Consider the following 25719-nt stretch of genomic DNA (forward strand, 5'->3'; position numbering starts at 1 on the left):
GTATTCCAATCGGAATAATATTACAAGGGTGAAAAAGAAATAAGCGGAATGTTTTCGGCTTCTTCTGCTTCTGGAGCGGGAAAGGGAAAGTGAGATGTTTGAATGAAAATAAATGATTATCTGAAGGAAAGGTTTCCGACTTTAAAATTAGTGCCCGGCATTTATCATCAATGGGATGTGGGAATTCATTTTTCTCTCGGCGGCAATATGTATCAATTTAATGAAAGCGGTGCTTTGAATCTTGAGTATTTTCAGCTTGTTCATCATCAAACCGCCGCACTTTTCAATGAGCTGTTTGAACATAGCGATGACTTGTTTCTTGTTGCCAACGTGTATAAGCACAAAACTCAAGGTAATCATGCGAGAAAATTAAAGGTTTATCAGCCGTTTCTGAAGTGTAAGGATGATTTATATCGGATTCAAGTGAAGACCTGTCCATGCCCGGTCGAAGAAGAATATGAAATACAGCAGTTTTCTTTATTATGTAAACGGAAAAATCTGCGTATCCCCCAATTACTTAAGGCAGCCGTCCACGAAGATTTTCCGCTGAAGCCAAGGTTCGGGGGCTGTTCCGTTGGGTATCCTGATGTTTTCTTTGTGAATATGACAAAAGATATTATTTTCTTTCTGTATGATGACAGAGGGTGTGAAGTCATTGCTCTTGATGCCGGAAGAATACGAAAGCTTTATGATCAATATCACGATTGGATTGAATTGGACTGAAAATGAACACATGAATTCGAATCCGCTTGTGCCGGCTTTGTTCTTGCCTAGTCCGGCTGCATGAGTATAATGGGCAGAATTGAAGGACGCCTGAAACTTTTTTTTCTCTCATACCGACCTTCTGCATGTTAAGCTTCTGTATTTATTTTGAACGAATTCCTATTTGTAAAACGGCTGAATAGAATAACATAAAAGCTTTTTTACACAGTGCAGGAGGAGAGACATGTGAGGGCTGAACACCGTGATTGTATGGAAATTGGAATTTATTCATTTGCAGAATTATATCCCGATCCTCTGACAGGGAAAACAGTCAGCGCAAAGCAGCGGATAGATGAATTGATGAAGCTGGCGAAACTGGCTGACGACGCAGGGCTTGATGTATTCGGTGTAGGCGAGCATCATCGTCTTGATTATGCGGTATCTTCGCCGCCGGCCATCTTATCAGCGATTTCACAGATCACTGAAAATATTAAGCTGACCAGTGCCACGACTGTATTATCCACCGCAGATCCCGTCCGTTTATTTGAGGATTTTGCAACGCTTGATCTGATTTCAGACGGCCGGGCGGAAATCATTGCGGGACGGGGCGCATTTTTAGACTCGTTTCCTCTTTTCGGTTATGACGTAGGCCATTATAAAGAACTTTTTGAAGAACACATTGACCTTTTTTTGAAATTAAATTCCGGGGAAGAATCGGTTACCTGGAAAGGACGTTACCGGCCGCCGCTGCGCGAGGCAGAGATTTCTCCGCGGCCTTTTCGCGGAAGCATTCCGCTATGGTTAGGTGTTTCGGGGACTCCGGAAAGCGCAGAACGGGCCGGGCGTGCAGGTGCGGGGTTGGCATTAGCTGTACTGAGCGGTGATCCGGTGTCATCTAAGCCGCTTGTTGACAAATACCGGGAAGCGGCTTCTAAAGCCGGTCATCCTCCGGAAAATGTGAAGGTTGCCGTAACCGGACATATGTTCATTTCAAAAACGAATGAACAGGCAATACAAGAATTTTACCCGTATCATTCAAATTACTGGTCTCACGTTCATTCATATCACGGGATCGATGAGCCTTTAACGAAGGAAGATTTTGAGCGGGCGTCCGGAAAAGAAACAGCTTTATTTGTGGGAAGCTCACAGCAGATCATTGAAAAAATCATGCATCAATACGAGTTGTTCGGACATCAGCGATTTCTCGCGCAAATCGATATAGGAGGTATGCCGTTTAAAAAAGCCGCGGAAAACATAGAACGATTAGCAGCGGAAGTAGCACCGGTTATCCGAAAGGAAACCGGCAAATCCAGCGAATGAAGTTCTGAGCAAAAGGGGCGGGCCGGTCAACCGCGGATTCGATAACAGAATCGGCCCGGCTTTTTCTTTATGATTATAAAAAACAAAGGGAAAAGCGCCAATCTCATTGCTTTTTCCTATCAAGAAAAGGAAGGTCATTTCATCCTCCATCGTGAAGTGTATACACTGAAGGGTTTTTATTAACAAAAGAGGGAGGATGATGCAGTAATGAAAGGTTTAGTAAAAGCTGCAGTTTTAACTGTTACTCTTGGTATTGGAGGCGCTTTCTATTCAAGTGATGCATCTGCACACGGGTATATAAAAGAGCCCGTCAGCAGAGCGTACATGGGAGCATTAGAGAAACAAACATTGGGCTGGACGGCCGCGGCGCAGAAATATGGCTCCGTCATTGATAATCCTCAGTCTGTAGAAGGGCCGAAAGGATTTCCGGCTGCAGGTCCGCCGGATGGAAGAATCGCGTCTGCAAATGGGGGATCGGGACAAATTGACTTCGGTTTAGACAAGCAGACTGCAGATTATTGGGTGAAACAAAACATCCGCGGCGGTTTTAACACCTTTACTTGGTACTACACGGCCCCTCATGCGACATCAAAGTGGCACTATTATATCACCAAGAAAAACTGGAATCCGAATAAACCTTTGTCAAGAGATGAATTCGAATTAATCGGAACGGTAAACCACGACGGTTCCAAGGCAGATACGAATCTGACTCATAAGATTTTTGTGCCGACTGATCGAAGCGGGTATCATGTCATTTTAGGGGTATGGGACGTTGCGGATACTTCCAATGCCTTCTATAACGTCATCGATGTAAACCTTACACAATAATCTATGAATTACTGATCGGCTGCATGTTGATACATCGGCCGATCTTTTTAATTTTAATGTGTGAATGAAAAGGGGAAAAACAGCAGAGCGCCATAAACATTTCATTTATGGCGCCGTACGATCATGGAGGTGCTGCTGACATGGATGCGGAGGTAAGAGGATTCTTAATAACCGCCGAGGAAAGAAGCCCCAACGATGATTAATAAAATGAATAGCACCACGATTAACGCAAAGGAGCTACCATAACCACCTGAGAATCCCATATAATCTCACCTCCTAAAGAGGATTAATACATATTATGCCGAAATGAAAAGTTTGATAGGGATGCTAGTTTACTTTTTGAAAAAAAGTTTTTTTAGTCTGCATATATTTTCTTCTCACATTTCTTTTAAAGGGGGACCGTAAATGCTTCCTGTAATAGAAACGGACAGACTTATTCTTAGAGAAGTTGAAAAGAAAGATGCAAAGCAAATATTTGCTTGTTTTTCAAATGCAAATGTAACACGCTATTATGGTTTGGAACCTTTTGATTCAATGGAACAGGCTGAAAAAATGATTGGCTGGTTTAAAGATCAATATCATGATAAAAAGGGAATGCGATGGGGAATCGAGAGAAAAGATGCGAAGGGAATAATCATCGGAACTATTGGTTTTAACTCTTGGGTGCCCAAGCATAAGCGGGCGGAGGTCGGTTATGAGATTCATCCGAATTATTGGAGGAATGGCTATGCTTTTGAAGCGTTGGAGAATGTTCTTTCTTTTGGGTTTGAAAAGCTTGGGCTGCACCGTATAGGCGCTGTTGTTTTCATTGAGAATGCAGCGTCTCATCAATTACTGATAAAGGCGGGGTTTCAATCTGAAGGAATTCTGAGAAGATATATGTATCAAAACGGACTGCCCCATGATACACGTGTATATTCTATACTGAATGAGATCGTTAACGAATAAATTGAAAATTCGTCGTTTTGTCAAGTGTTCTGCGGTAAATAAAAAAAGCCGATGAAGGCTTAACATTGATTAGACGCTGTAAAGCATTTTTTTTGCTGCGCTTTCTGCAGACGGAGTTTGATTGTAAGAAACGATTCCGATAATCACTAACAAGATGATGAACACCAATATGCTCCACAACACTATTTTTAAAGACTTTGACATGGTATACCCTCACTTTGAAAGACTTTACCGGGGCTGCGATCGGAGCCCGCACTTCAAGTATAGTCGTTATAACGGTGAAAAATGTGCAGTCCAGTTAAAAAAAACTTGCGGGCGCTGCCGCAAGTTTTCTCCGTATTAAGGTCTGTGGAATTCAATATGCTGATTATCACGATCGAACCACCCTCTGAATGCCCAATTGATCCAGCCCCCGTCTCCTTTGTTATCGAAGGACCCGTCTTCGAAGACCCAGATTCCGTAAGTAATACCGTCATAAACGGCTGATCCGTAAAATTGAACGCCGTTAAACCGGTCTTCATATTCTTGATTTAAATTGAACACCATGACATTGTACTTCTGTCCTGATGCGTAAAATGTTGTTTCCATGACATTTTTTACCCAGCCGGTTCGGTTTTGATCTGACTTAACCGCTTCAGCAATGCGATCTGAGATTCCGAGAACATCTACGTTTACGTTCAGCCCGGCATCAACACCTGCTGCTTTTACGTTTTGGTCTGCTGTTTGGGATAATTTACTTTCTAACGGATTTGCAACGGGTGAAACGTGAGGCGCGTTTGCGTGTTCAGACTGACTGGCTGCTGAGGCACTGGCTGTGAAAGGAATTGTTAGAGATAAAGCTAAGCATGATCCGACAATCGTTCTGGCGATTTTCATGGCTATGACCTCCTGAGGAAATTTTTAAAATTGTTGCAAATTCATGTTATCGCAGAAAAATTGACCAAGCAAAGAGTAGATTTTCTCAAAAGTCATGTCATTCTATTTGTGTTGTTTTCTGTAAATGAAATACTTTTCATTAGGCGAAAAGGGAAGAAAATAATAGAGTCTTTTTATGTATTGTGATAGGATGACCGGATTTTGGGTGAAAATAGCCCGGAGAAACGCCATAATAAGAAAAACACCCGGAGTTTACCGGGTGTAAAAAGTGTTGATATGTCAAGTTAGCAGCATTTTTTACATTTTCTTTTATAAACAACGATGTAATCATAATCAAGATGCTTTTTATCTTGTTTCTTCTTTTTTTGTTTAGGCTGTTTTGGGTGGTGATCATAATGTCCGTTCATATCCATATCCATTCCCATACCCATATCCATACTCATATTCCTCCTTTTTTCATCTGACGGTAGTATTCTATGACAGAAAGCATGGATGGCTTGGACAAATGAAACGGTATGCTGAAAAAGAGGCATCTCATTCGGTATAAAAAACAGGATCATACCCGCCCGATAGAAAAGAGAGGAGATGATCCTGATATTGAGACCCTATTTGATAACCGCAATTGCAATGCCGTACCCTTTTTCAGAACTGTATAAGGCTGTCAGTTTCAATACCTTCCAGCCTTCCGCGGCTTTAGTCCCGATTCCGTTATGAGCCGTGATATAATCTCCCGGGCTGACCGTACTGTCGACCCGTACGTAATGCCGGCCGTTGAGTCCGACAATGTGCCATTCGTCTCTGGCCGCGCGTGCTTCATAGTCAGCTTCAAGAGCCGGACTGCAGTCTGGGTTTTGTTTCGGCACGCGTACCGTTTCTCCTGTTTCCTCGTCAGTCACATTTTCGTATATGAAACCGCCGAACTCGTTTGTCAAAAAGCGGCTTTGCCATCCGAAGCTTGCGGCTCCTGAGATAAAAGCGGCTGTTTCTGAAATGACGCCGAGCATGTAATCTCCGACGTGAGCCGATTCAATTTTTTCGCCTTTCACTGTGACGATTGTCCCGGCGGGAATTGTCTGGCCGGTTACACTTTCAAAATATTCTCCGTACCCTGACAGGGAAGAGGTGACAGCTCCGGCGAACGTACCGTGGCCGCCCGCTGAATCCAATTTCCATTTGATGGACTGATGCCCTCCGGCAACCGTGTATGGTTCTTCCAATGTAATGCTTTCTGATGACAGAATCGTTCTGGAGACTTTGCTGCCCGTAATATGGGCATTGTTTGAAGCGGCGATAAATGCCCTTGAACCTTCAGAACTTGAACCTCCGGAAGAGCTGATGATCGCATTTCTGTCACCTCTGGCCGTAATATCGCCTGTTCCCGCAATAACGGCGCTTGTCGGGTTGAATGCAAAACCGGAGCTGGTCGCGAGCTGTGCGCCTCCCTTTAAATTGACGGGGATCTGATCATAAGTCTGTCCTTTTATAGATGCGGCCGCGCTGTAACCTTCCGCTTGCACCCCGAGAATGACGGCCTGACTGTTAGGGGACGTAATTCCGACGGAACCGCCGTCTCCGATCATCGTACCGTTTATAATATTTACGTTATATTGGCCTCCGCCGATTGAGATGCCTTTAGGAGATGACTTGTATATATCAAAATTTAAAATTTTAACATAATCGGTTTTATTTGATCCGCCGGATATATTGATGTCAACACCGGCTTGTGTAAAGCCGCGTATTTTAATGCCGTTGATCGTAATATTTTGACTGCGGTATTGAAGAGCTACGACTGGATTCCCGCCATAGTCGTATGAGGGATCACCAATAGCTGTGAATCCGTTTACATTAACGTTTTTATAGGCAGAGATGACCAGCGCCCTCGGGGTCACACCGTCATAGAGAGCATTGAATACCGGTTCAATCGCGGTGCAATCGGTTAAAGTAACATCATAAGCCGTCGTGCTTTCGGGATCTGAGGCCTGATGATGGCCGATATGACGAATATCAAATGAACGTACATCACGATACGAAACATGACCGATAATATGAACATTTTGAGAAGCCGGCCACAGGCTGTGCGCCTTTACCTCAATCCCGCGGATATTACCGCTCGTATAGTTATTTAAAAGCCAAACATGTTTAGAGCCGTCGTCAATTTCAATGCCGTTCGAGTTTGCGCTGCCCTCAGCATGCTCTGTGCCGCGGGGGTTTCCGGAATGGCAGTTGGAAATGAAAATATACTCGCTGTAATGGGTGGTAATGCCGTCGTCTCCGGCGCCGTATGCCACACAGTTATCAATCCATATATATCGGCAGCCGTCTTTCGTCCATTCTGTTTCAGGCAAATGATCGTAAGTCGGAGATGTAATATCAATACCATGGAGACCCGCGTTAACCGTTTCAACATTCTTAATCCAGCCGTATTGCACATTAGCAAACGTTAAACAGCTGGAAAACTGTCCTCCGGGGTTCCTGACCCCGCATTGACGATCAGGATTCCAGTCTAAAGTCATGTTCTGGACAAAAATATTACGGTTTCCATTTTCGTAATCATCGTTAGTAATGACCCATTCGTATGCGGGAGTGTCCTCATGAAGCTTAAGCACGGTAATCCCTTGTCCCTCACCGGAAATGGTAGTCCATGAGGGGAGTTTTATCCCTTGAACCAAAAATTCTCCTGCGGGAACATTTACTTTGACCCGGCCGTTCCCGATCGCTCTCCGAAAGGCTTCCGTATTGTCCCGGCCGTCAGGGACCGCTCCGTAGTCCTCCACATTCACTTCCCGGGTGATTTTATTCATAAGCATTTCGTATTCTGTATCAAGCCGTTCTTTTAAAAGTGAGGTGACCATTCCTTCCGCCGTCACCCGGGCATCTGCGATCTCAAGATTATCATCCGTTGCGGAATGCTTAATAAAATTCTGCATCCTTGCTTTGAGATGCTCCAATTCAGAGGGCTGTGCAGGGCGAGACTGCAATGGGGCGTTTAAAGACGGATCAGGAAAGTTTTTAAATTGAACCATTCTAAAGACACCTCTTTCTTTTGATATAAGCGCCCGAGGCAGGGGACAGAAAAGAGTCGCGCGCCCTTTAAGCGCTTATTCTTCAAATTCTTTATTCAGAACGAAATTCCTTTTGAAACCAAGGTGAAATTTTAAAAAAGCTCTGTTGAAAGAACGGATATAAAGCTTTGCATTATTGTAATTGCAGCTGTCATGTGAAAATGGAGGAAAAAACTGATAGGAGGGGCCCTCATTTTAGGTTTATTCTCATTGGCTTCGCAGTGCTTCCTCTTCGGCTGCATATACACCAAAATCAACATTCTTATCAGTTAAATGATATAATGGGGCACGGATTGGTCATCAATACGACTGAAATAGGGAAGCAAAAGGAGCAGCGAACATGACTTTACAAATCAAAATTAAATATTCAGATGATACGCAAACGAGAATCAGTAAAATTGAACAGGGCGATTGGATTGATCTGCGGGCAGCTGAAGATATAACAATCAAAAAAGGTGAATTCAAACTTATCCCGCTTGGAGTTGCGATGGAACTGCCGGAAGGATATGAGGCCCATGTCGTTCCGCGTTCAAGTACATATAAGCATTTCGGTATCATTCAGACAAATTCAATGGGAGTCATTGATGAATCATATAAAGGCGACAATGACTTCTGGTTTTTTCCTGCATTCGCGCTTCGGGATACTGACATTTCCAAGGGGGAGCGGATCTGCCAATTCAGAATCATGAAGAAAATGCCTGAAGTGGAGCTGATCGAAGTAGACAAGCTCGGGAACAATGACCGCGGCGGACTGGGATCAACAGGCACGAAATAAAACGAAAAAAGACTGCTTAACAGCAGTCTTTTTTTATGGAAACAGCAGTTACATTCAATTTGTGTCGGGGATTCTTGAATTGAGAAATCATACGTCACGTTCGAATTTGGCTTCGAAATAACCGGCCGCTCCGTAACCGTCTATGCCGGAGCAAATATTTGAGCCGGACGTCAGCCCAGCTCAGCATATTGATAAAATGATTTCCCTGCAGTCTTCACTCTCCTCCAAAACTGGAGAAGGGTTTCATTTTTATCATTTAAGCCTTCCGTCTCTTTGAACAGAAAGACTTTTTTAGGTTAAAGGATAGAAGTTGTTTTGATGTTTTTATTCTTCAAGATGAACGGAGGTTTTGTCCAACGTATATAATATTGTGACAAAAGTGTAAACAAAAGAAAGGATGATGTTATGGCAAAAAGGGTTAGAAGAATAGGCCGTAAAGCAGCTGGCAAAGAGGCAGAGCAGAAGAAACCGTCCAAAGTCACCCTGTTCTGCCGTTCGCTTCAAAGACTGAAGCATTTGTATTGTAACATAAACATACAAATGCCATCAATAACCAAAAAAGGAATTTTAGTTTTAATTTTACCGTTTTTGCTTCTGCCGTTCTTTCGGGCTGATGCCGCTTCAGATATTTACGGCAGTTTCGAGGAATTAAAGCTGAATGAAGATCCTTCCGATTTCTCCATTTCAACGCGAGAGCATGACCCTTCTGTCCTCATATTAGCTATACACGGAGGAGGCATAGAGCCGGGGACCAGTGAGTTAGCCAGAGAAATTGCCGAAAACCGGAGTTTATATTTATTTGAAGGGTTAAAATCAGCCGGTAATGCGGCTCTGCATTTGACAAGTTCGCATTTCGATGAACCTAAGGCCGTGCAAATGGTGAAAGAGCACTCTCATGTCATTTCATTGCACGGTTACGGCAGTGACGATAAAAAGATAAAAATCGGCGGTACGGACAGAGAACGGGCCGAACTTTTGACCGATGTGCTGAAACGGCACGGGTATCCTGCCGTTCTTCTTGGCATAAATGATCAATATGCGGGCGTCAGTCCGAACAACCTTGCCAATCAATCTTCATCCGGATTGAGTATTCAAATCGAAATGAGCACCGGCTTCAGAAAATCACTATTTGACACTTTTACGCTGAAAAGCAGAGCATCCACACAAAATGGGACCTTTTATCAATTCACAAAAACGGTTTCTGATTTTATCAGTGACAATTATTAATAAGCTCGCCTATTTTGCCGGCGGGGCTTTTTCTTTTGAAATTTATGAAACTTTAAGTTCTTAAGATCGTATACATAATTGACAGGATGAAAGAAAAGAGGTGGGCAAATGAAAGTGATGATCGGGTCTATCATTCTTCTTGTCATCATCGGATTCGGTTTATGGCTGATGCTTAGTCCAATCTTTAAACAAGTGGGAAGCGGAGCCAAAAAATTCAAAAAGTCATGGGAGGAAGAAGATCAGCATGAGCGAAAATAAGCGCGGAAACACAAAAAAAATTATCGGCGGTGTGATTATAGGTGCAGCCCTTTTAATTGCGGGCGTTACAGCGTCACTATTCATTGAAAAAATACCGAACGGTTATGTCGGGGTTGTATACTCACCGAATGGCGGGGTAAAATCCGACACATTGGACCAAGGCTGGCACTTAGTCGGGTTATTTAATAAAGTAACGGAATATCCGGTGCGTATGCAGACAGTGAATAATGAAAATATAAAAGTGGCAACCTCAGACGGTAAAAATATAGAAATGGATATCGCTTACAACTATGTCGTGCAGCCTGATAAAGTAGTCGATCTGTTTAACAAATTCGGAGCGGTAGACGTTGAAACGATTGAAAATACATATTTAAAAACAAGGCTGTGGGATGCGGCGCGAAAATCAATCAGCAAATACTCGGTTATTGACACATACGGGCAAAAATCTGCAGAAGCCGCTGCCGATGTTCAAAAGAGATTTGCTGATGATATGAAGAGTCTTGGATTTTTAATTGATGATCTGACGCTTGGCGTACCGAAGCCGGATAAAGCCACACAGGAGGCTATCGATGCAAGGGTGAAGTCTTCACAGGAACTTGAACGGACACAAACTGAAATTAAAATAGCCGAAGCCGAAGCGAAAAAGAAAAAAATTGAAGCGGAAGGGATCGCTGATTATAACGAAATCATAAAGAAATCAATGTCCGATGAAATGATCAAATATAAATGGATTGAAAAATGGGACGGAAAAACGCCGAAAGCGACAGGCACAGACTCACTGCTGCAGCTGCCGCTGGACGATCAGAAGCAAAAATAAAAAGAGAAGGAGGCGATTGCCTCCTTTTTATGTTTTTTCCTGAGGGTCTTTTTCCGGCACTAATTCTTCAGACGCCTCGGTTTGATAGCTCCATAGCGTGCTATCCGTCTCTGTTGTGTCCTGATAATCTTCGGGAAGTACATATTGCTGCAAATACCGGTGAAAAAATGCCTCAAAAACAGAAATGCAAAGTGCAGAGATAACCGATGCCGCGGCAGGCGAGACATTAAATCCGCCAATGTTCATAAGGAATATCCATAATATAATGAATGAAATCCCGAAATCAGCTGCAACGGCTGTGAAATTGCTTGTTCTCGGCAGAATCATGCAATCACCCGCAAAATAAGTGATTAAACTTAAGATCACTGTAATAAACAGAACGTTTAAAAAGGTTACTTGGTACATAAGATCCAGAACAATGTACAGTAAAGCAAGTGTGAGCGCCGTTTTAGAAGCGAAAGCAATTACGTGTTTCATTTGAACCACCTTCGTTATTTCGTTTAGTCTTCATTGTAAGCAATCCGCAAATTTTTAAACTGGTATATAGTGGTTATAAAGTATACGTTTTAATAAAATGTGAATAGACATCACAGGATTCACAAGTTAAAATATGTAAAAAGGGGGATGCAAATGAAAAAATACTGGTTATGTATTGCTGTTTTTTTATTATGTTTTAGCGGAATACACTCAGCTGAAGCGGCTACCACTGAATTCGGCTCAAAAACAAGCTTCACTTTGGAGGGAAATGCAAAAGAGTTTCATATTGAAAATCCGGGGGCTGTAGCTGCCGACGATTACTTTTTAGGATATAAGTTCACCATAATGAACAACTCTTCGTGCGGTTTAAGCATGAAACTCCAGCGGATGGCGCTGAACGGGAATTTTTATACATTAAGTTCTAAAAACTACAGCGGCAGCTGGTTAAACCTCAGTGCCCAGGATAAAAAATCAATTGATCCGTATCACAAATACAGAATTCTGGTTGAAAGTTCTTCAAACGTCTGTGGCCCCGTCTATATTAAAGGGTTTTACGGTGTAGAATATTATCATTTTGATTGAAAATAGATACTCGCTAAAGGCAGCGGGTTTTTTTATATTTAAATATAACTTATTGCACTATGTACTAAATATTCATAGATAAATTTTAATGCATCCGCCCAAAGGAAACATAAATAAAAGTAAATTCATCACGCACAAATATACAAAGTTAAAAAATGAATGAAAAGTTTCTCTAAGGAAACATTATTAGTTGACTTCAAAAGTGTGATGTCGGATAATAAGGATGTAAGTTTTTCCTCCTTAGCAGATTCGTTTCTTAAGCCAGGGCGAATCTGCTTTTTTTATGCAAAAAAAACCCCTCTTTAAGGGGTTTTTTACAATAAATGAAGTTTAATAGAATTAATGTACGGCTCTGAATACGCCGATAACTTTCCCCAAAATGCTTACGTTTTGCAGGATAATCGGCTCCATCGTCGGATTTTCCGGCTGCAGCCGCACATAATTGTCTTCTTTATAGAAGCGCTTGACCGTCGCTTCATCATCTTCGGTCATAGCTACGACGATTTCTCCGTTATTGGCCGTGTTCTGCTGTTTGACAATGACGTAATCTTTGTCAAAAATACCGGCGTCGATCATACTTTCTCCCATGATTTCTAACATAAAGACATGTTCGCCCGGAGGAACCATCCGGTCAGGAAGCGGAAAATACTCGTCGATATTTTCAACAGCCGTAATCGGAATACCCGCCGTCACTTTCCCGATGACCGGAACGTTTACGACCTGGCTTTTCGGAATGTGGACTTCTTCTTCATCCAATACCTCAATCGCCCTCGGTTTAGTTGGGTCCCGTCTGATCAGGCCTTTTGTCTCCAGCCGCGCCAAATGGCCGTGCACGGTTGAACTGGAAGCCAGTCCTACTGCTTCTCCTATCTCTCTTACAGAAGGCGGATATCCTTTCGTTTTTACCTCTTCTTTAATAAAACGCAGGATATCAAGCTGCCTTTTTGATAGCTTCGTCATATTTCGCACCTCAAAACGTCGATTTTAAGTAGATTATAGCATGATTTTCCTGACAGTACAAACATAGGTTCGAAAAAAACGATTGACAGAAACGTTTGTTCGTATATACTGAAAGGTATAAAAAGCGAACAAACATTCTTATCGGAGGTTGTTTACATGGCGAAAGAATCTATTATATTTGTCGGGCTGTTTACTGCGATTTTAAGTGCCGCTATTTTACTTGTCTCATGTGCGGGAAATGATCAGTCCCTCAGCCAATATGTTAAAATAAAGGTTCAGGACGGCGATACACTCTGGTCACTTGCGGATCATGTAGCAGAAAAGAAACACATTAATAAAGAAGATTTCATTGAGTGGGTGACGGAGAATAATCATCTCCAAACTGCTGATATAAAGCCCGGAGACGAACTTATTCTTCCGGTTAAGAAAAAGCATCCGGCCGTATATCAGCTGGCCATTGTCAATTAGAGAGGAAAGAGAGAAATGAAGGCGCTCATTTATGCCCGCGTAAGCACAAACAAAGAACAGCAGCAAACGTCATTAAAAAGACAGGAAGAGGAGCTCAGTGAGATCGCTGCTGCAAACGGCATGGAAGTCGTGAAAGTCATTTCTGAGAAAGCCAGCGGTTACGAAATGGATCGCGACGGAGTATTTGAAATGCTTGATGAAATTAAAAAATCACATATTGACGCGATATTGGTGCAGGACGAAACGAGATTAGGAAGAGGAAACGCCAAGATTGCGCTTTTGCATTGCATTTACAGGGAGAACGTAAAAATATATACGACGGCTCATAAAGGTGAACTGGCGCTTTCCGAAGCTGATTCGATGGTACTCGAAATCGTCAGTATTGTTGAGGAATATCAAAGGAAAATTCACAATATGAAAATCCGGCGGGGAATGAAAAGAGCCGTGAAAAACGGCTACAAACCTGAACGGAATCTGAAAAACAGACATGAAAACAGCGGAAAAGAAAAAAAAGAGGTTCCGGTTTCGGAAATTATCAGGCTGAGAGCCAACAAGCTTACCTTTGCAGAAATCGCAGCGACCTTAAGGGGATTCGGCTACGATGTGTCCAAAGCCACGGTTCACCGGCGGTTTCAGGAATATACCGCAGACACAGAAGGCAGCTGACGCGCATCAGTTGTAAAAAAGACTGCGTTTTAGTAGTATATAATCAACACGCACCAAAGGAGCTTATTATGATTTCTAAAGAAAAAATCGCAAGAATTAACGAATTGGCTCAAAAAGCTAAATCAAACACGATAACGGATGAGGAAAAAGCTGAACAGCAAAAGCTTCGCCAGGAGTATTTGAAAGGATTCCGCTCCTCAATGAAAAATACGTTAAAGAGCGTAAAAGTGATTGATCCGGAAGGCAACGATGTCACCCCTGAAAAATTAAAAAGAGAACAACAGAAAAATAATCTTCATTAAACAGAAAGAATACGGCAATACGTATTCTTTTTTCGTATATACTAATATCAGGATGTGATTTACGACAATTTTCAACAAGTTTATCTCAAATTTAAGCTGAAAGAGTTGAGAAAAAGTCAGCATCGCTTTATGATGAAAAGGTACAACAATAAGGAAGGGGATTATAATGGATACAATTGAAAAGAAATCAGTTGCCACCATTCGTACACTATCTATAGACGCAATTGAAAAAGCGAATTCCGGACATCCGGGCATGCCGATGGGAGCCGCTCCGATGGCATATACGCTGTGGACGAAATTTATGAATGTAAACCCGCAGAATCCGGGCTGGTTTAACCGCGACCGCTTTGTTTTATCAGCAGGCCACGGTTCAATGCTTTTATACAGCATGCTGCATTTAAGCGGATATGACCTCAGCATTGAAGACTTGAAACAGTTCCGTCAATGGGGAAGCAAAACACCGGGACATCCGGAGTTCGGGCACACAGCCGGAGTAGACGCAACGACCGGGCCGCTTGGACAGGGTATTGCAATGGCAGTGGGAATGGCAATTGCAGAACGCCATCTGGCTGAGACATATAACCGTGATTCTTTCAACGTAGTTGATCATTATACATACAGTATTTGCGGAGACGGTGATTTAATGGAAGGCATTTCTTCCGAAGCCGCTTCTCTTGCAGGCCATCTTGAATTAGGCCGCCTGATCGTATTATACGATTCTAATGACATTTCCTTAGACGGCGATTTAGACCGTTCTTTCTCTGAAAATGTAAAGCAGCGTTTTGAAGCAATGAACTGGGAAGTTCTTTATGTTGAGGACGGAAACAACATCGCTGAATTGACGGCTGCAATTGAAAAAGCGCGCCAGAATGATAAAAAACCGACTTTGATTGAAGTGAAAACCACGATCGGTTTCGGCTCTCCAAACCGTGCGGGCACATCCGGCGTTCACGGCGCTCCGTTAGGACTAGAAGAGAGCAAGCTGACAAAAGAAGCGTATGCTTGGACGTTTGAAGAAGATTTTTATGTTCCGGAAGAAGTATACGGGCATTTCAATCAAGCTGTAAAAGAAGCCGGCTCGAAAAAAGAACAGGAATGGAATGAACTGTTCGCGGCTTATAAAGAAAAATATCCTGAGCTTGCTGAACAGCTGTCACTCGGCATGAAAGGCGAGCTTCCTAAAGACTGGGATCAGGAAGTTCCCGTTTATGAAAAAGGCAGCAGCCTTGCTTCCCGCGCATCTTCAGGTGAGGTGCTGAACGGGATCGCCAAGAAAATTCCTTTCTTTGTCGGGGGATCTGCTGACCTTGCGGGTTCAAATAAAACGACAATCAAAAATGGAGGAGACTTCACGGCCAAAGACTACGCCGGGAAAAACTTCTGGTTCGGTGTCCGTGAATTTGCGATGGGCGCTGCATTAAACGGAATGGCGCTTCACGGCGGCCTCCGCGTATTCGGCGGCACATTCTTTGTGTTCTCTGATTATTTAAGACCTGCCATTCGTCTGGCGTCATTGATGGGTCTTCCCGTCACTTATGTATTCACGCATGACAGTATTGCCGTAGGAGAGGACGGGCCGACTCACGAACCGATTGAGCAGCTTGCTTCTTTACGCGCACTTCCTAACCTTTCTGTGATCAGACCTGCTGACGGAAATGAAACCGCAGCTGCATGGAAGGTTGCCGTTCAAAGCCAAGATCATCCGACAGCTCTTGTATTGACACGCCAAAACCTGCCGACGATTGATCAGCAGGCTGAAGAAGCGTATGCGGGCGTGGAAAAAGGGGCTTATATCGTTTCAAAAGCCCAAACGGAATCACCGGCCGCTCTTCTTTTAGCGACAGGTTCTGAAGTCGGACTTGCGATCGAAGCTCAAGCGAAACTGGCTGAAGAAAACATTCACGTATCTGTAGTCAGCATGCCGAGCTGGGACCGCTTTGAAAAACAATCGGCCGAGTACAAAAACAGCGTGCTTCCTCCGAATGTGACGAAACGTCTTGCGATCGAAATGGGTTCAAGCTTCGGATGGGGCAAATTTACCGGTCTTGAAGGAGACGTTCTCGCAATTGACCGTTTCGGTGCTTCAGCTCCGGGAGAAACAATTATGAAAGAATACGGGTTTACTGCAGAAAACGTGGTTGACCGCGTGAAAAAACTTTTAAACAAATAACGAGACAAAAGAGGATGAGTCAAATCATCCTCTTTTTCCTGTTTATGCGACAAAAATAGAAGGGGCGGCGTAACAGTAATAGACAATTCTTTCTTTTCTCCTTTTGTATAATAGAAAGCAATAACGAAGCGCTGTAAAAGGGGATGAGGAAATGGAACGTCATTACTATACGCACCTGATAAAGGATGAGTTTGCGAACCACTACTTCGGGCGGGAAACGGCTATGTTTGAGTTGTTTCGAGACTATCATTGGACAGACCTGACACCCCAGGAATATCAAATGACAGAAAAGCAAGTTCAATATATAACGGAACCGATTCCGGTGATACATATGCATCAGCGTCTCCAGCTGCATTTAAACCGAATGAGTTACAGCCGTTTGGATTCCATTTACCGGCTTACACTGCCCGGAGAAAAGGGCCGCGCCACCTTCATGATGAAAGACAGTTTAATTGAGATTGCGGCTTCGGGAGATTATGAGGCGGAAACGATTTTCTTTGAGATTCTGCGTAAAATCAGCCCCTGTTTTCTTGCAATGGATTTCAAGACACGGCGCTACGGGTGGTTAAATCCGGTCAGAGAAAGAAATTTTGTCTAAAAACGAGGAAAAAGAGATGTAAATGTTGTATAATAGCCTTTGGTTTAGTACACTTTAAACTAGACAACATGAAGGAGGAAATAAAATGACTTTATGGGTTGGCATCCTAGTGGGCGTTGTCGCATTGCTCATAGGTGTTGCACTCGGGTTTTTTATTGCTCGTAAATATATGATGAGCTATTTGAAAAAGAATCCGCCTATTAATGAACAAATGCTACGCATGATGATGATGCAAATGGGAATGAAACCTTCTCAAAAGAAAATTAATCAAATGATGAAAGCCATGAATAATCAAGCGAAATAATACGTACAGATTATGATATAGAGATACATGGTTATAAAAATAAAAAACCCGGAGAGGGTTTTTTATTTTGGCGTCATGTTTCACCCCAACTGCCGGTGTGCAGTTCTTTTTGATATTGTATGAGAAGGTGGTCAAGCTCCTGGCTGAGTTCTATCGTAATGTTTGATGTCATTCCGTTTGTCATGACGATTTTAAGCAGCTCTGCCCGTTTTTTTTCAATTTCATTTAATAGATGCTCTCTAATCACAGGGATATATCCTTTCATACATAAATCTTTCACCTGAGTCGCTATTATTATATCCACATTTATACTGTTTTTCAAATAAGAAGGAGTATAATATCTCGATGTCAAATTAAATTATATAAGCTTTTTCTATAAAAAGTAATCCTTCTCGGGAAAGTGTTAAAAAAATGAAATGATTTTGTCATAACTCGAAGGGAGTGTGTCATCGTGAGTTTTAATTACTTTTTGACGTTTGGGGCCGGATTTTTGTCTTTCATTTCTCCATGCTGTCTGCCGTTGTACCCCGCCTTTTTATCTTACATAACTGGTGTCAGTATGGACGAGGTGAAAACAGAAAAGGTGATGCTGCAAAAGCGCGGCCTCGTGCATACACTTTGTTTTTTGCTTGGTTTCTCCGTGATTTTTATCGCATTGGGATATGGAACTTCGTTTATCGGCAGTTTTTTTACCCAATATCATGAAGCGATCCGCCAGTTTGGCGCTATCATGCTGATCCTTTTCGGGCTGATTACTGCCGGTGTGTTTCAGCCGAAATTCATGATGAAAGAGCGGCGCATTCACTTTAAGCGCCGTCCGGAGGGGTTTATCGGTTCGGTTCTGATCGGTCTTGCATTTGCAGCCGGCTGGTCGCCGTGCAGCGGGCCTATTTTAGGAGCCGTGTTTTCGCTGGCCAATACAAATCCTTCTTCAGCAGTGCCGTATATGTTTTTATATGTTCTCGGGTTTGCGATTCCTTTTCTTGTTCTTTCATTTTTTATTACCAGAATGAATTGGATTCGCAAGCATCAGCTGCTTATCATGAAAATCGGCGGCATTCTTATGATTCTGATCGGAGTTATGCTGTTTTTTAACTGGATGAGCTACATTCTGATCGTTCTGTCAAATCTTTTCGGAGGATTTACCGGTCTGTAACGGATTAATAACTTTTGAACTATTATATACCCTTTTGTTTTTGGTACAATAAGACTAGTTAATGTTAAATATGTGGAGGGGAATATGACACGAGTTTTAGTTGTAGATGACGCCAAGTTCATGAGGGTGAAAATCAGAGAGATTCTGGAATCGGCGAATTACACAGTGGCCGGGGAAGCGGCTGACGGTGAGGAAGCTCTGGCAGTATATCAAAAAATCCGTCCCGACCTGGTGACAATGGATATTACCATGCCGGTCAAAAACGGTATACAGGCCCTGCAGGATATTTTAGCTTTTGACCCGAAAGCCCGGATCATCATGTGCACCGCCATGCGGCAGCAGCGGATCGTTCTGGAAGCGATTGAATTAGGCGCTAAAGACTTTATCGTTAAACCGTTTGAAGCATCTAAAGTGCTGGAGGCCGTTGGCCGGGTAACGGGAACGTAAACGTGTTCTCTTTTCAAATTGGTTTTTTTTATGTTTTTGGAGTATAGTATATAGTATCAAACTCCGTGCAAGCAAAGGAATGATAAAGATGATGATTATAATTTCATCCGTTATTGCAGCGGCCATGGCAATTTCCGTGATGATCGTCAGGATTAAATCCTCCGACAAGCCCGCTTCACCTAAAAAAATAATTCTCCCGCCGATTTTCATGAGTACGGGAGCGCTTATGTTCCTTTTTCCGATTTTCAGAGTGACGGGCGAAGAATTTTTGGAGGCCATTACGCTGGGCGTGATCTTCTCTATTTTTCTGATTAAAACATCTAAATTTGAGATTAAAAATAATGAAATCTATTTAAAACGGTCAAAAGCGTTTGTGTTTATCCTGATTGGTCTCTTGGTTATCAGAATCGCTATGAAATCCATTTTGAGCACGACGATTGATTACGGAGCTTTAAGCGGAATGTTTTGGATTCTGGCTTTCGGAATGATTGTCCCGTGGCGCATCGCGATGTTTTTGTCTTACCGCAAACTTTCGAATGAACTGAAGACCGCTGATATTCAGATGAATTAAAACCTTTCCGTCCGCCGGAAAGGTTTTTTATTTGAGCAGGGCTTGATAAGGAGTAAGATCAATCTGTTTTTCACGGAGATGCTTTTTTAAAAATTGATGATCACGCTTAGGAGTGGCCAGTATGTAACCCCTGATGATTAAATCACGGTTTATTTGTTCAGCTTCCTCCGCTAAGGAAAGTTCACCGATTTTTCCGGCGATTTTCGCTTTGGCTACATCCCGAAAGAGCTCCGGTACGGGGGCGACCAGTTCATCCAAAAACACCTTGTCACCCTCATTCCATAAGTGCCTGCTTTTTTCAATATAATAGTCCTGCCAATCCAGTTCTGACCGGCCGTCTTCTTTCGGTAAGCGTTTTAAAAATTTTCGAAACATAAAAAACCCGCCGATAGACAGCAATCCGATCATCACGATGACCCAAAATAAAATAAACCACATAAACCAGCCTTCCAGCATTGTTCTATCTCCTCCTTACTTTAACCATATTGTAAACGAAGACAGAATAGAAGAACACATGAAAAAAAGAATAGAAAAAATGATAGATGTCCAGTCATTTCAGTTGCTAGAACATATTCTATCGTATAGTGATTCTGCTATTTGGCCATGGGAGATTCACTTTGAGGGTATATGACTGATATGACCGGACAAAAAAAGCCGCTTCCATTGAGGGATGAAAGCGGCTTTTTTATGTTATAGAGGAAATTGAAAGGAAAAAGAGGCAGGAGTCTCATTTGGCTCCTTGTTCATGGAGACGGTCAGAATATGGTTGGTGAAATCAGTGAAAATATGTTTGTCATTCAGATAAAAAGGAAGCATCATTTGTTTGTTTAACGTCCGTTCAAGCGTTTTAACAGAGAGCATAAACTCATTCCCCGAAAGAGTGACGGTTATCGCTTGCACCTGCTTCAGCGCCGTCAGGTCGGCTTCAATGATATATTGACGGCTTGTTTCATATAGATCGATCGGCAGCGTCTCGTCATACCAAGCATACGGGTCCTCGTAAAACTGCCGCAGCCATTCTTCCGTATCATCAAATTCTTCAGCGTTTTTTGAGTGATTCATGGAAGCATCCCTCCATATTAAAAAGCCTTGCTATAACGTATGCAGAAGCTTTGAATGGGTGAATGGCACAAAAAAACAGACACGGGGTCTGTTTTACATATCGTGGCTTGTATTATGTTTTTGTCTTGTATGGTTGCGGTTTTTCACTTTTTTGCTTCCGCTCAGCGGTTCCGGCTGGCCGGGGTTATGGCCCTTCGGAGCATTTTTATGCATATCTTTACTCGTATTTTTATTTGTCATGTTAAAGCCTCCTTTTTAAGGTGTTCCGGCTATTGGTTTGTTTTTCTTTTTTTATTGTTCTGCCGTTCTTCTTCCGTCAGGACGAGCTGGTCATTTTCTATATAACCCGCGCCTTTGCCTTGGCTTTTCGCATCATTCATGCCGTTAATGACATGATTGGCTTTCCGTTTTACCATGATCATCACCTCAACATTAATATGGCTCTTTACAGCCCGTTGTATGAGGCGGAAAATCGGACAAAATTTACCGAAAATCATGCTGATAAGACGATCTTATTGTATTTAATAAAAACATTGATATTTACTTATGTATGATTTTATACTAAGATGAAATTGTGAGAAAATTGTGATGGAATGTGAACATTCATCTAAAGAACGATCTTGATCATTGAAGGGGGATTTTGGAGAATGACAAATCAGCAAAAAGTCGCAACACAAGACGTTTTCCAAGCAAGAAAAACATTTTCTTCAAATGGGAAAACATACAACTACTATTCATTAAAAGCATTGGAAGACGCAGGGGTCGGCAATGTTTCAAAGCTTCCTTATTCTATTAAGGTTCTTTTGGAATCCGTTTTGCGTCAGGTAGACGGACGCGTCATTACAAAAGAACATGTTGAAAATTTAGCAAGATGGGGTACTGCTGAATTAAAAGATATCGATGTGCCGTTTAAACCGTCACGGGTTATTCTACAGGACTTTACAGGCGTTCCGGCCGTAGTTGACCTGGCATCTTTAAGAAAAGCCATGGCCTCTGTCGGCGGAGACCCTGATAAAATCAATCCTGAAATACCGGTTGACCTGGTCATTGACCACTCCGTACAAGTCGACAAAGCCGGTACGGAAGACGCGTTAGCCATTAATATGGACTTAGAATTCGAAAGAAATGCAGAACGTTATAAATTTTTAAGCTGGGCAAAGAAAGCGTTTAACAATTATCAGGCCGTTCCGCCTGCAACAGGTATCGTTCACCAGGTAAACCTTGAGTTTTTGGCAAGTGTCGTTCATACGAAAGAGGAAGACGGAGAACTTGTGACATATCCTGATACATTGGTGGGAACAGATTCCCATACAACAATGATTAACGGAATCGGCGTCCTCGGCTGGGGTGTCGGCGGTATTGAGGCGGAAGCGGGAATGCTCGGCCAGCCTTCATATTTCCCTGTTCCTGAGGTCATCGGCGCGAAACTTGTCGGAAAATTGCCTAATGGAACGACGGCGACTGACTTGGCGCTGAAAGTCACTCAAGTGCTGCGCGAAAAAGGCGTAGTCAATAAATTTGTTGAATTCTTCGGTCCTGGTGTTGCTGAGCTTCCGCTTGCGGATCGTGCGACTATTGCCAATATGGCGCCGGAATACGGAGCGACTTGCGGATTCTTCCCTGTTGACGAGGAAGCACTTTCTTACCTGCGTCTGACCGGCCGTGAAGAAGAGCAGATCGATATTGTGGAAGCATACTGCCGCAACAACGGTTTATTCTATACGCCTGACGCGGAAGAGCCGATTTTTACAGACGTTGTGGAAATAGATCTGTCAAAAATCGAAGCGAACCTTTCAGGACCGAAACGTCCGCAGGATTTAATCCCGCTTTCCGTTATGCAGGAAACGTTTAAAAAACATCTTGTCAGCCCGGCCGGCAACCAAGGATTCGGAGCGGATGCTGCTGAAGAGAACAAAGAAATTTCATTTAAACTTAACAGCGGCGAAGATGCGGTTATGAAAACAGGGGCGATTGCAATCGCCGCTATTACAAGCTGTACGAATACATCAAACCCTTATGTATTAATCGGTGCCGGATTGGTAGCCAAAAAAGCGGTAGAATTAGGCTTGAAAGTGCCGAATTATGTTAAAACATCACTTGCACCGGGGTCTAAGGTTGTTACTGGATACTTAGTCAACTCGGGCCTGCTTCCTTACATGAAGGAGCTCGGCTTTAACCTCGTAGGGTATGGCTGTACGACATGTATCGGGAACTCCGGCCCGCTTTCTCCAGAGATTGAAGAAGCGGTTGCTAAAAATGATCTCTTGATCACTTCTGTCTTGTCGGGTAACAGAAACTTTGAAGGCCGGATCCATCCGCTTGTCAAAGGAAACTACCTTGCGTCACCTCCGCTTGTTGTCGCATACGCATTAGCAGGCACTGTGAATATCAACCTGAAAACGGATCCGATCGGTGTCGGAAATGACGGACAAAATGTTTATTTCGATGACATCTGGCCGTCCATGGATGAAATCAATTCTCTCGTCAAACAGACTGTTACGCCGGAATTATTCCGCAAAGAGTATGAAACGGTATTTGACGACAACCAGCGCTGGAACGAAATCGAAACGACGGATGAAGCGCTGTACAAGTGGGATCAGGATTCCACTTACATTCAAAACCCGCCGTTCTTTGAGGAAATGTCTGTAGAGCCGGGAAAAGTTGAGCCTTTAAGAGGACTTCGCGTTGTCGGCAAATTCGGCGATTCTGTGACGACTGACCACATTTCTCCGGCCGGAGCGATCGGAAAAGACACACCGGCGGGCAAATACCTGCAGGAAAAAGGCGTTTCTCCTCGTGACTTTAACTCTTACGGCTCACGCCGCGGAAACCATGAAGTCATGATGAGAGGAACATTCGCCAATATCCGCATTAAAAACCAAATCGCACCGGGTACAGAAGGCGGATACACAACACATTGGCCTACCGGGGAAGTGACATCTATTTATGATGCCTGCATGCGGTATAAAGATGATAAAACGGGTCTTGTCGTCCTGGCCGGAAAAGATTACGGAATGGGCTCTTCACGTGACTGGGCTGCAAAAGGAACAAACCTGCTCGGCATCAGAACAGTCATTGCCGAAAGCTTTGAAAGAATTCACAGAAGCAACCTCGTCTTCATGGGTGTGCTGCCGCTCCAGTTTAAACAGGGTGAAAACGCGGATACACTCGGCTTAACCGGTAAGGAAGTCATCGAGGTGGATGTTGATGAATCTGTACGTCCGCGCGACTTGCTGACTGTCAGAGCAATCAGTGAAGACGGTACGGTAAAAACATTTGAAGTTGTTGTCCGTTTTGACAGTGAAGTGGAAATTGATTACTATCGCCACGGCGGCATTTTACAAATGGTGCTTCGCGATAAAATGAAACAGTAGCAGAATGAACAAAGGAGAGAAAGCAGTCTGCTTTCTCTCTTTTTATGCGGGAGGCCTTGAGATGCTTGCGAAATGGCTGGGCGGAATGTTACTTATCGGGTTGTTAGTGTATGCGGGCTGGAACATTTATTCTGTACAAAAAAGTCCGAAAGAAGGGACAGAAGAAGGGATGAAAGCCCCTGACTTTACACTTGATACATTGTCAGGAAAAAGTATCTCCCTTTCTGATTATAAAGGAAAAAAAGTGCTCCTCAATTTCTGGGCGACGTGGTGCAAGCCGTGCCGAATGGAAATGCCCGATATGCAGGAGCTGCAGAAAGAATATCCTGATATTGCGGTAGCAGCCGTTAATTTTACATCCTCTGAAAAAAATATAAAGGCTGTGAAATCATTTGCTGATCATTATCAGCTGACATTTCCTATTCTGATTGACAAAAGCGGAATTAACGGAGATTTCAACGTGCTTTCTTATCCGACAACATACATATTAGACGAAAAAGGAACCATTCAGCACATTCGCGTAGGCACGATGACAAAAAAAGAAATGAAAGAAAAACTGGATCTCAAATAGAGGTTCAGTTTTTTTATTGTGAAGGGCTTAGGTTTTGAAAAATTGGAAAAAATGAATGAAAACACGGAGGTGAGAAGATTGAAAAAAATGCGAAAACGTTCTTTTCATGAATTGGTTATGGAAAATAAACGTGAGCTGATGACCAATACGGAATATTTGAATCAGCTTGAAGAAAAGCTGGAGCAGCGGTTCAAACAAAAATAACCTTTAATTTGCAGTCATGTTTGCACCTCCTTTTGCAAAATATACTCTTAAGGAGGGATGAACATGGGCATAAACAAGAAAGACGGCCAGCCGCAATACGCTCCGAGCCACTTAGGGACAAAACCCGTTAAATATAAACGCAACAAAGGGGAAAAGTTTCATGACAAGTCAAACGGACATCCGATTGTCATGCAGACGAAAGGCGAATAACATCAACAAAGGAGAGCAGACATTATGACAAACAATGATCAAAAACCAAATCCGGATGACCGTTCCGATAACGTTGAAAAGCTGCAGGATATGGTCCAGAATACAATTGAAAATATAGAAGAAGCCAAAGAATCAATGGAATTTGCGACAGATGAGGAAAAACAGCGCATTCAAGAGAAGAATGCCAGACGCAATGAAAGCATTGAATCGTTCCGCAGTGAAATCCAGGATGAATCGGCTGCAAGAGAAAACGGCTATCAATCATAATAAAAACCAGGGAAACCTGGTTTTTTTCTCTTTCCGGCTTGTTGTGATAAAATGGGGCTAATCTGATAATAAGGGAGCAGAGAACGTTGCATGTGTCAAAAAAAGAAATAGAAGTGCGTTATGCGGAAACAGATCAAATGGGCATCGTCTATCATGCCAATTACTTAGTCTGGATGGAGGTCGGCAGAACGGCGCTGATTAAGGAACTCGGATTCCTTTACAAGGATATGGAAGACAGAGGAGTGCTGTCCCCTGTATTGGATATCAGCATTTCTTATAAAAAGCCGCTCCGCTACGGAGAAACGGCTGTCGTACATACTTGGATTGAAGAATATAACGGATTTAAAACCGTTTACGGCTACCACATCTATAATCCGGATCAAGAACTTGCCATCAAAGCGACATCCTCTCATATATGCGTTGATAAAGAGAGCTTCAAACCGATTCAGTTTCGCAAGGCTTTTCCTGATTGGCATGCCGCTTACGAAAAGGCAAAAAAATAAGGAGCGGCTGCAGT

35 protein-coding genes are annotated in these 25719 nt (G+C 43.0%); 24 read left to right on the forward strand and 11 right to left on the reverse strand.

The features are described 5' to 3' along the window. Positions 1–102: 102 nt before the first annotated feature. The 3 genes from NYE68_RS10605 (at position 103) to NYE68_RS10615 (ending at position 2850) form a co-directional block, all read left to right on the forward strand. Positions 103–723 (forward strand): DUF3885 domain-containing protein, encoded by a 621-nt coding sequence (locus NYE68_RS10605; RefSeq protein ID WP_060674232.1) that lies wholly within the window; start codon positions 103–105, stop codon positions 721–723. 225 nt (positions 724–948) lie between these two features. Further along, on the forward strand, positions 949–2022 hold the full coding sequence (locus NYE68_RS10610; RefSeq protein ID WP_014418008.1) for an LLM class flavin-dependent oxidoreductase: 1074 nt from the start codon (positions 949–951) through the stop codon (positions 2020–2022). 207 nt (positions 2023–2229) lie between these two features. After that, positions 2230–2850 (forward strand): lytic polysaccharide monooxygenase, encoded by a 621-nt coding sequence (locus NYE68_RS10615; protein ID WP_003154023.1) that lies wholly within the window; start codon positions 2230–2232, stop codon positions 2848–2850. 164 nt (positions 2851–3014) lie between these two features. On the opposite strand, the gene NYE68_RS10620 is transcribed toward NYE68_RS10615, so the two are convergent. Beyond that, on the reverse strand, positions 3015–3113 hold the full coding sequence (locus NYE68_RS10620; RefSeq protein WP_003154022.1) for a YjcZ family sporulation protein: 99 nt from the start codon (positions 3111–3113) through the stop codon (positions 3015–3017). 142 nt (positions 3114–3255) lie between these two features. On the opposite strand from NYE68_RS10620, the gene NYE68_RS10625 reads away from it, so the two are divergent. After that, complete coding sequence (locus NYE68_RS10625; protein WP_007410340.1) at positions 3256–3798, forward strand: GNAT family protein; 543 nt, start codon at positions 3256–3258, stop codon at positions 3796–3798. Positions 3799–4137: 339 nt separating this feature from the next. On the opposite strand, the gene NYE68_RS10630 is transcribed toward NYE68_RS10625, so the two are convergent. The 3 genes from NYE68_RS10630 to NYE68_RS10640 all read right to left on the reverse strand — a co-directional run bounded on the left by NYE68_RS10630 (position 4138) and on the right by NYE68_RS10640 (position 7697). After that, entirely contained in the window at positions 4138–4674 is a 537-nt protein-coding gene (locus NYE68_RS10630; protein WP_007410338.1) for a hypothetical protein, read from the reverse strand. A 284-nt stretch (positions 4675–4958) separates the two neighbouring features. Then, positions 4959–5111 (reverse strand): hypothetical protein, encoded by a 153-nt coding sequence (locus NYE68_RS10635; protein WP_324637009.1) that lies wholly within the window; start codon positions 5109–5111, stop codon positions 4959–4961. 168 nt (positions 5112–5279) lie between these two features. After that, a complete protein-coding gene (locus tag NYE68_RS10640) occupies positions 5280–7697 on the reverse strand; it encodes a peptidase G2 autoproteolytic cleavage domain-containing protein (RefSeq protein ID WP_324635821.1) in 2418 nt (805 codons plus the stop codon). Between the two features lie 379 nt (positions 7698–8076). On the opposite strand from NYE68_RS10640, the gene NYE68_RS10645 reads away from it, so the two are divergent. The 4 genes from NYE68_RS10645 to NYE68_RS10660 all read left to right on the forward strand — a co-directional run bounded on the left by NYE68_RS10645 (position 8077) and on the right by NYE68_RS10660 (position 10813). Next, a complete protein-coding gene (locus NYE68_RS10645) occupies positions 8077–8511 on the forward strand; it encodes a dUTP diphosphatase (RefSeq protein ID WP_003154017.1) in 435 nt (144 codons plus the stop codon). A 405-nt stretch (positions 8512–8916) separates the two neighbouring features. Then, positions 8917–9738: a poly-gamma-glutamate hydrolase family protein gene (locus tag NYE68_RS10650; RefSeq protein WP_324635820.1), complete on the forward strand. Its 822-nt coding sequence runs from the start codon at positions 8917–8919 to the stop codon at positions 9736–9738. A gap of 108 nt (positions 9739–9846) precedes the next feature. Continuing rightward, positions 9847–9996, forward strand: coding sequence for a hypothetical protein (locus NYE68_RS10655; protein ID WP_007410334.1), 150 nt, complete (start codon positions 9847–9849; stop codon positions 9994–9996). After that, positions 9983–10813, forward strand: a complete 831-nt coding sequence (locus NYE68_RS10660; RefSeq protein ID WP_007410333.1) for a prohibitin family protein — start codon at positions 9983–9985, stop codon at positions 10811–10813. Before NYE68_RS10655 ends, NYE68_RS10660 begins: the two co-directional genes overlap by 14 nt. 27 nt (positions 10814–10840) lie before the next feature. Here NYE68_RS10660 and NYE68_RS10665 read toward each other — a convergent pair whose 3' ends face one another. Further along, positions 10841–11290 carry a YndM family protein gene (locus tag NYE68_RS10665; protein WP_003154009.1) on the reverse strand — a complete coding sequence of 150 codons (450 nt, stop codon included), beginning with the start codon at positions 11288–11290 and terminating at the stop codon, positions 10841–10843. Positions 11291–11443: 153 nt separating this feature from the next. Here NYE68_RS10665 and NYE68_RS10670 point away from each other — a divergent pair, with 153 nt between their 5' ends. Then, a complete protein-coding gene (locus tag NYE68_RS10670) occupies positions 11444–11872 on the forward strand; it encodes a hypothetical protein (protein WP_015417546.1) in 429 nt (142 codons plus the stop codon). Positions 11873–12211: 339 nt separating this feature from the next. On the opposite strand, the gene lexA is transcribed toward NYE68_RS10670, so the two are convergent. Beyond that, complete coding sequence (gene lexA, locus NYE68_RS10675) at positions 12212–12832, reverse strand: transcriptional repressor LexA (protein WP_003154004.1); 621 nt, start codon at positions 12830–12832, stop codon at positions 12212–12214. Between the two features lie 156 nt (positions 12833–12988). Between lexA and yneA the strand changes: the two genes are divergently transcribed. The 6 genes from yneA (at position 12989) to NYE68_RS10705 (ending at position 17340) form a co-directional block, all read left to right on the forward strand. Further along, positions 12989–13300 carry a cell division suppressor protein YneA gene (gene yneA / locus NYE68_RS10680; protein ID WP_003154001.1) on the forward strand — a complete coding sequence of 104 codons (312 nt, stop codon included), beginning with the start codon at positions 12989–12991 and terminating at the stop codon, positions 13298–13300. Between the two features lie 15 nt (positions 13301–13315). Next, the gene (locus NYE68_RS10685) at positions 13316–13966 is read left to right on the forward strand and encodes a recombinase family protein (RefSeq protein ID WP_015417547.1); all 651 of its coding nucleotides are present in this window, start codon (positions 13316–13318) and stop codon (positions 13964–13966) included. 68 nt (positions 13967–14034) lie between these two features. After that, positions 14035–14268, forward strand: a complete 234-nt coding sequence (locus NYE68_RS10690) for a DUF896 domain-containing protein (protein ID WP_003153997.1) — start codon at positions 14035–14037, stop codon at positions 14266–14268. Between the two features lie 166 nt (positions 14269–14434). Beyond that, positions 14435–16438, forward strand: coding sequence for a transketolase (tkt, locus tag NYE68_RS10695; protein WP_007611727.1), 2004 nt, complete (start codon positions 14435–14437; stop codon positions 16436–16438). 151 nt (positions 16439–16589) lie between these two features. Further along, positions 16590–17036, forward strand: coding sequence for a sporulation inhibitor of replication protein SirA (gene sirA, locus NYE68_RS10700; protein ID WP_003153995.1), 447 nt, complete (start codon positions 16590–16592; stop codon positions 17034–17036). Between the two features lie 85 nt (positions 17037–17121). Continuing rightward, positions 17122–17340, forward strand: coding sequence for a YneF family protein (locus tag NYE68_RS10705; RefSeq protein ID WP_003153994.1), 219 nt, complete (start codon positions 17122–17124; stop codon positions 17338–17340). Between the two features lie 73 nt (positions 17341–17413). Here NYE68_RS10705 and NYE68_RS10710 read toward each other — a convergent pair whose 3' ends face one another. Beyond that, on the reverse strand, positions 17414–17587 hold the full coding sequence (locus NYE68_RS10710) for an aspartyl-phosphate phosphatase Spo0E family protein (RefSeq protein ID WP_012117647.1): 174 nt from the start codon (positions 17585–17587) through the stop codon (positions 17414–17416). Positions 17588–17788: 201 nt separating this feature from the next. Here NYE68_RS10710 and NYE68_RS10715 point away from each other — a divergent pair, with 201 nt between their 5' ends. The 3 genes from NYE68_RS10715 (at position 17789) to NYE68_RS10725 (ending at position 19514) form a co-directional block, all read left to right on the forward strand. Further along, complete coding sequence (locus NYE68_RS10715; RefSeq protein WP_088056486.1) at positions 17789–18496, forward strand: cytochrome c biogenesis protein CcdA; 708 nt, start codon at positions 17789–17791, stop codon at positions 18494–18496. 84 nt (positions 18497–18580) lie between these two features. Further along, complete coding sequence (locus tag NYE68_RS10720; RefSeq protein WP_007410327.1) at positions 18581–18943, forward strand: response regulator; 363 nt, start codon at positions 18581–18583, stop codon at positions 18941–18943. 79 nt (positions 18944–19022) lie between these two features. Then, a complete protein-coding gene (locus NYE68_RS10725; RefSeq protein ID WP_007611735.1) occupies positions 19023–19514 on the forward strand; it encodes a CcdC protein domain-containing protein in 492 nt (163 codons plus the stop codon). A 27-nt stretch (positions 19515–19541) separates the two neighbouring features. Here the strand turns inward: NYE68_RS10725 and NYE68_RS10730 are convergent, their stop codons facing one another. The 4 genes from NYE68_RS10730 to sspO form a co-directional block, all read right to left on the reverse strand. Further along, positions 19542–19970, reverse strand: a complete 429-nt coding sequence (locus NYE68_RS10730) for a DUF2621 domain-containing protein (RefSeq protein ID WP_015417549.1) — start codon at positions 19968–19970, stop codon at positions 19542–19544. 234 nt (positions 19971–20204) lie between these two features. Then, positions 20205–20576 carry an Hsp20/alpha crystallin family protein gene (locus NYE68_RS10735; protein WP_007410324.1) on the reverse strand — a complete coding sequence of 124 codons (372 nt, stop codon included), beginning with the start codon at positions 20574–20576 and terminating at the stop codon, positions 20205–20207. A 93-nt stretch (positions 20577–20669) separates the two neighbouring features. Beyond that, positions 20670–20816 (reverse strand): small acid-soluble spore protein P, encoded by a 147-nt coding sequence (locus NYE68_RS10740; RefSeq protein WP_003153984.1) that lies wholly within the window; start codon positions 20814–20816, stop codon positions 20670–20672. A gap of 29 nt (positions 20817–20845) precedes the next feature. Further along, a complete protein-coding gene (gene sspO / locus NYE68_RS10745) occupies positions 20846–20992 on the reverse strand; it encodes an acid-soluble spore protein SspO (RefSeq protein WP_003153982.1) in 147 nt (48 codons plus the stop codon). 231 nt (positions 20993–21223) lie between these two features. Here sspO and acnA point away from each other — a divergent pair, with 231 nt between their 5' ends. From acnA to NYE68_RS10775, 6 genes are all read left to right on the forward strand, one after another. Further along, a complete protein-coding gene (acnA, locus tag NYE68_RS10750; RefSeq protein ID WP_015417550.1) occupies positions 21224–23950 on the forward strand; it encodes an aconitate hydratase AcnA in 2727 nt (908 codons plus the stop codon). 61 nt (positions 23951–24011) lie between these two features. Next, complete coding sequence (locus NYE68_RS10755) at positions 24012–24521, forward strand: redoxin domain-containing protein (RefSeq protein ID WP_060674238.1); 510 nt, start codon at positions 24012–24014, stop codon at positions 24519–24521. A gap of 78 nt (positions 24522–24599) precedes the next feature. Then, positions 24600–24725 (forward strand): FbpB family small basic protein, encoded by a 126-nt coding sequence (locus NYE68_RS10760; RefSeq protein ID WP_012117651.1) that lies wholly within the window; start codon positions 24600–24602, stop codon positions 24723–24725. Positions 24726–24788: 63 nt separating this feature from the next. Then, positions 24789–24935 carry an acid-soluble spore protein N gene (locus NYE68_RS10765; protein ID WP_003153977.1) on the forward strand — a complete coding sequence of 49 codons (147 nt, stop codon included), beginning with the start codon at positions 24789–24791 and terminating at the stop codon, positions 24933–24935. Between the two features lie 24 nt (positions 24936–24959). Continuing rightward, positions 24960–25202 (forward strand): small acid-soluble spore protein Tlp, encoded by a 243-nt coding sequence (gene tlp, locus NYE68_RS10770; RefSeq protein WP_003153975.1) that lies wholly within the window; start codon positions 24960–24962, stop codon positions 25200–25202. An 86-nt stretch (positions 25203–25288) separates the two neighbouring features. Beyond that, positions 25289–25705, forward strand: coding sequence for a YbgC/FadM family acyl-CoA thioesterase (locus NYE68_RS10775; protein WP_003153973.1), 417 nt, complete (start codon positions 25289–25291; stop codon positions 25703–25705). Positions 25706–25719 lie beyond the last annotated feature (14 nt).

It is taken from the genome of Bacillus sp. FSL R5-0447 (assembly GCF_038606125.1).
In the GTDB taxonomy this organism is placed as follows: Bacteria; Bacillota; Bacilli; order Bacillales; family Bacillaceae; genus Bacillus; species Bacillus velezensis.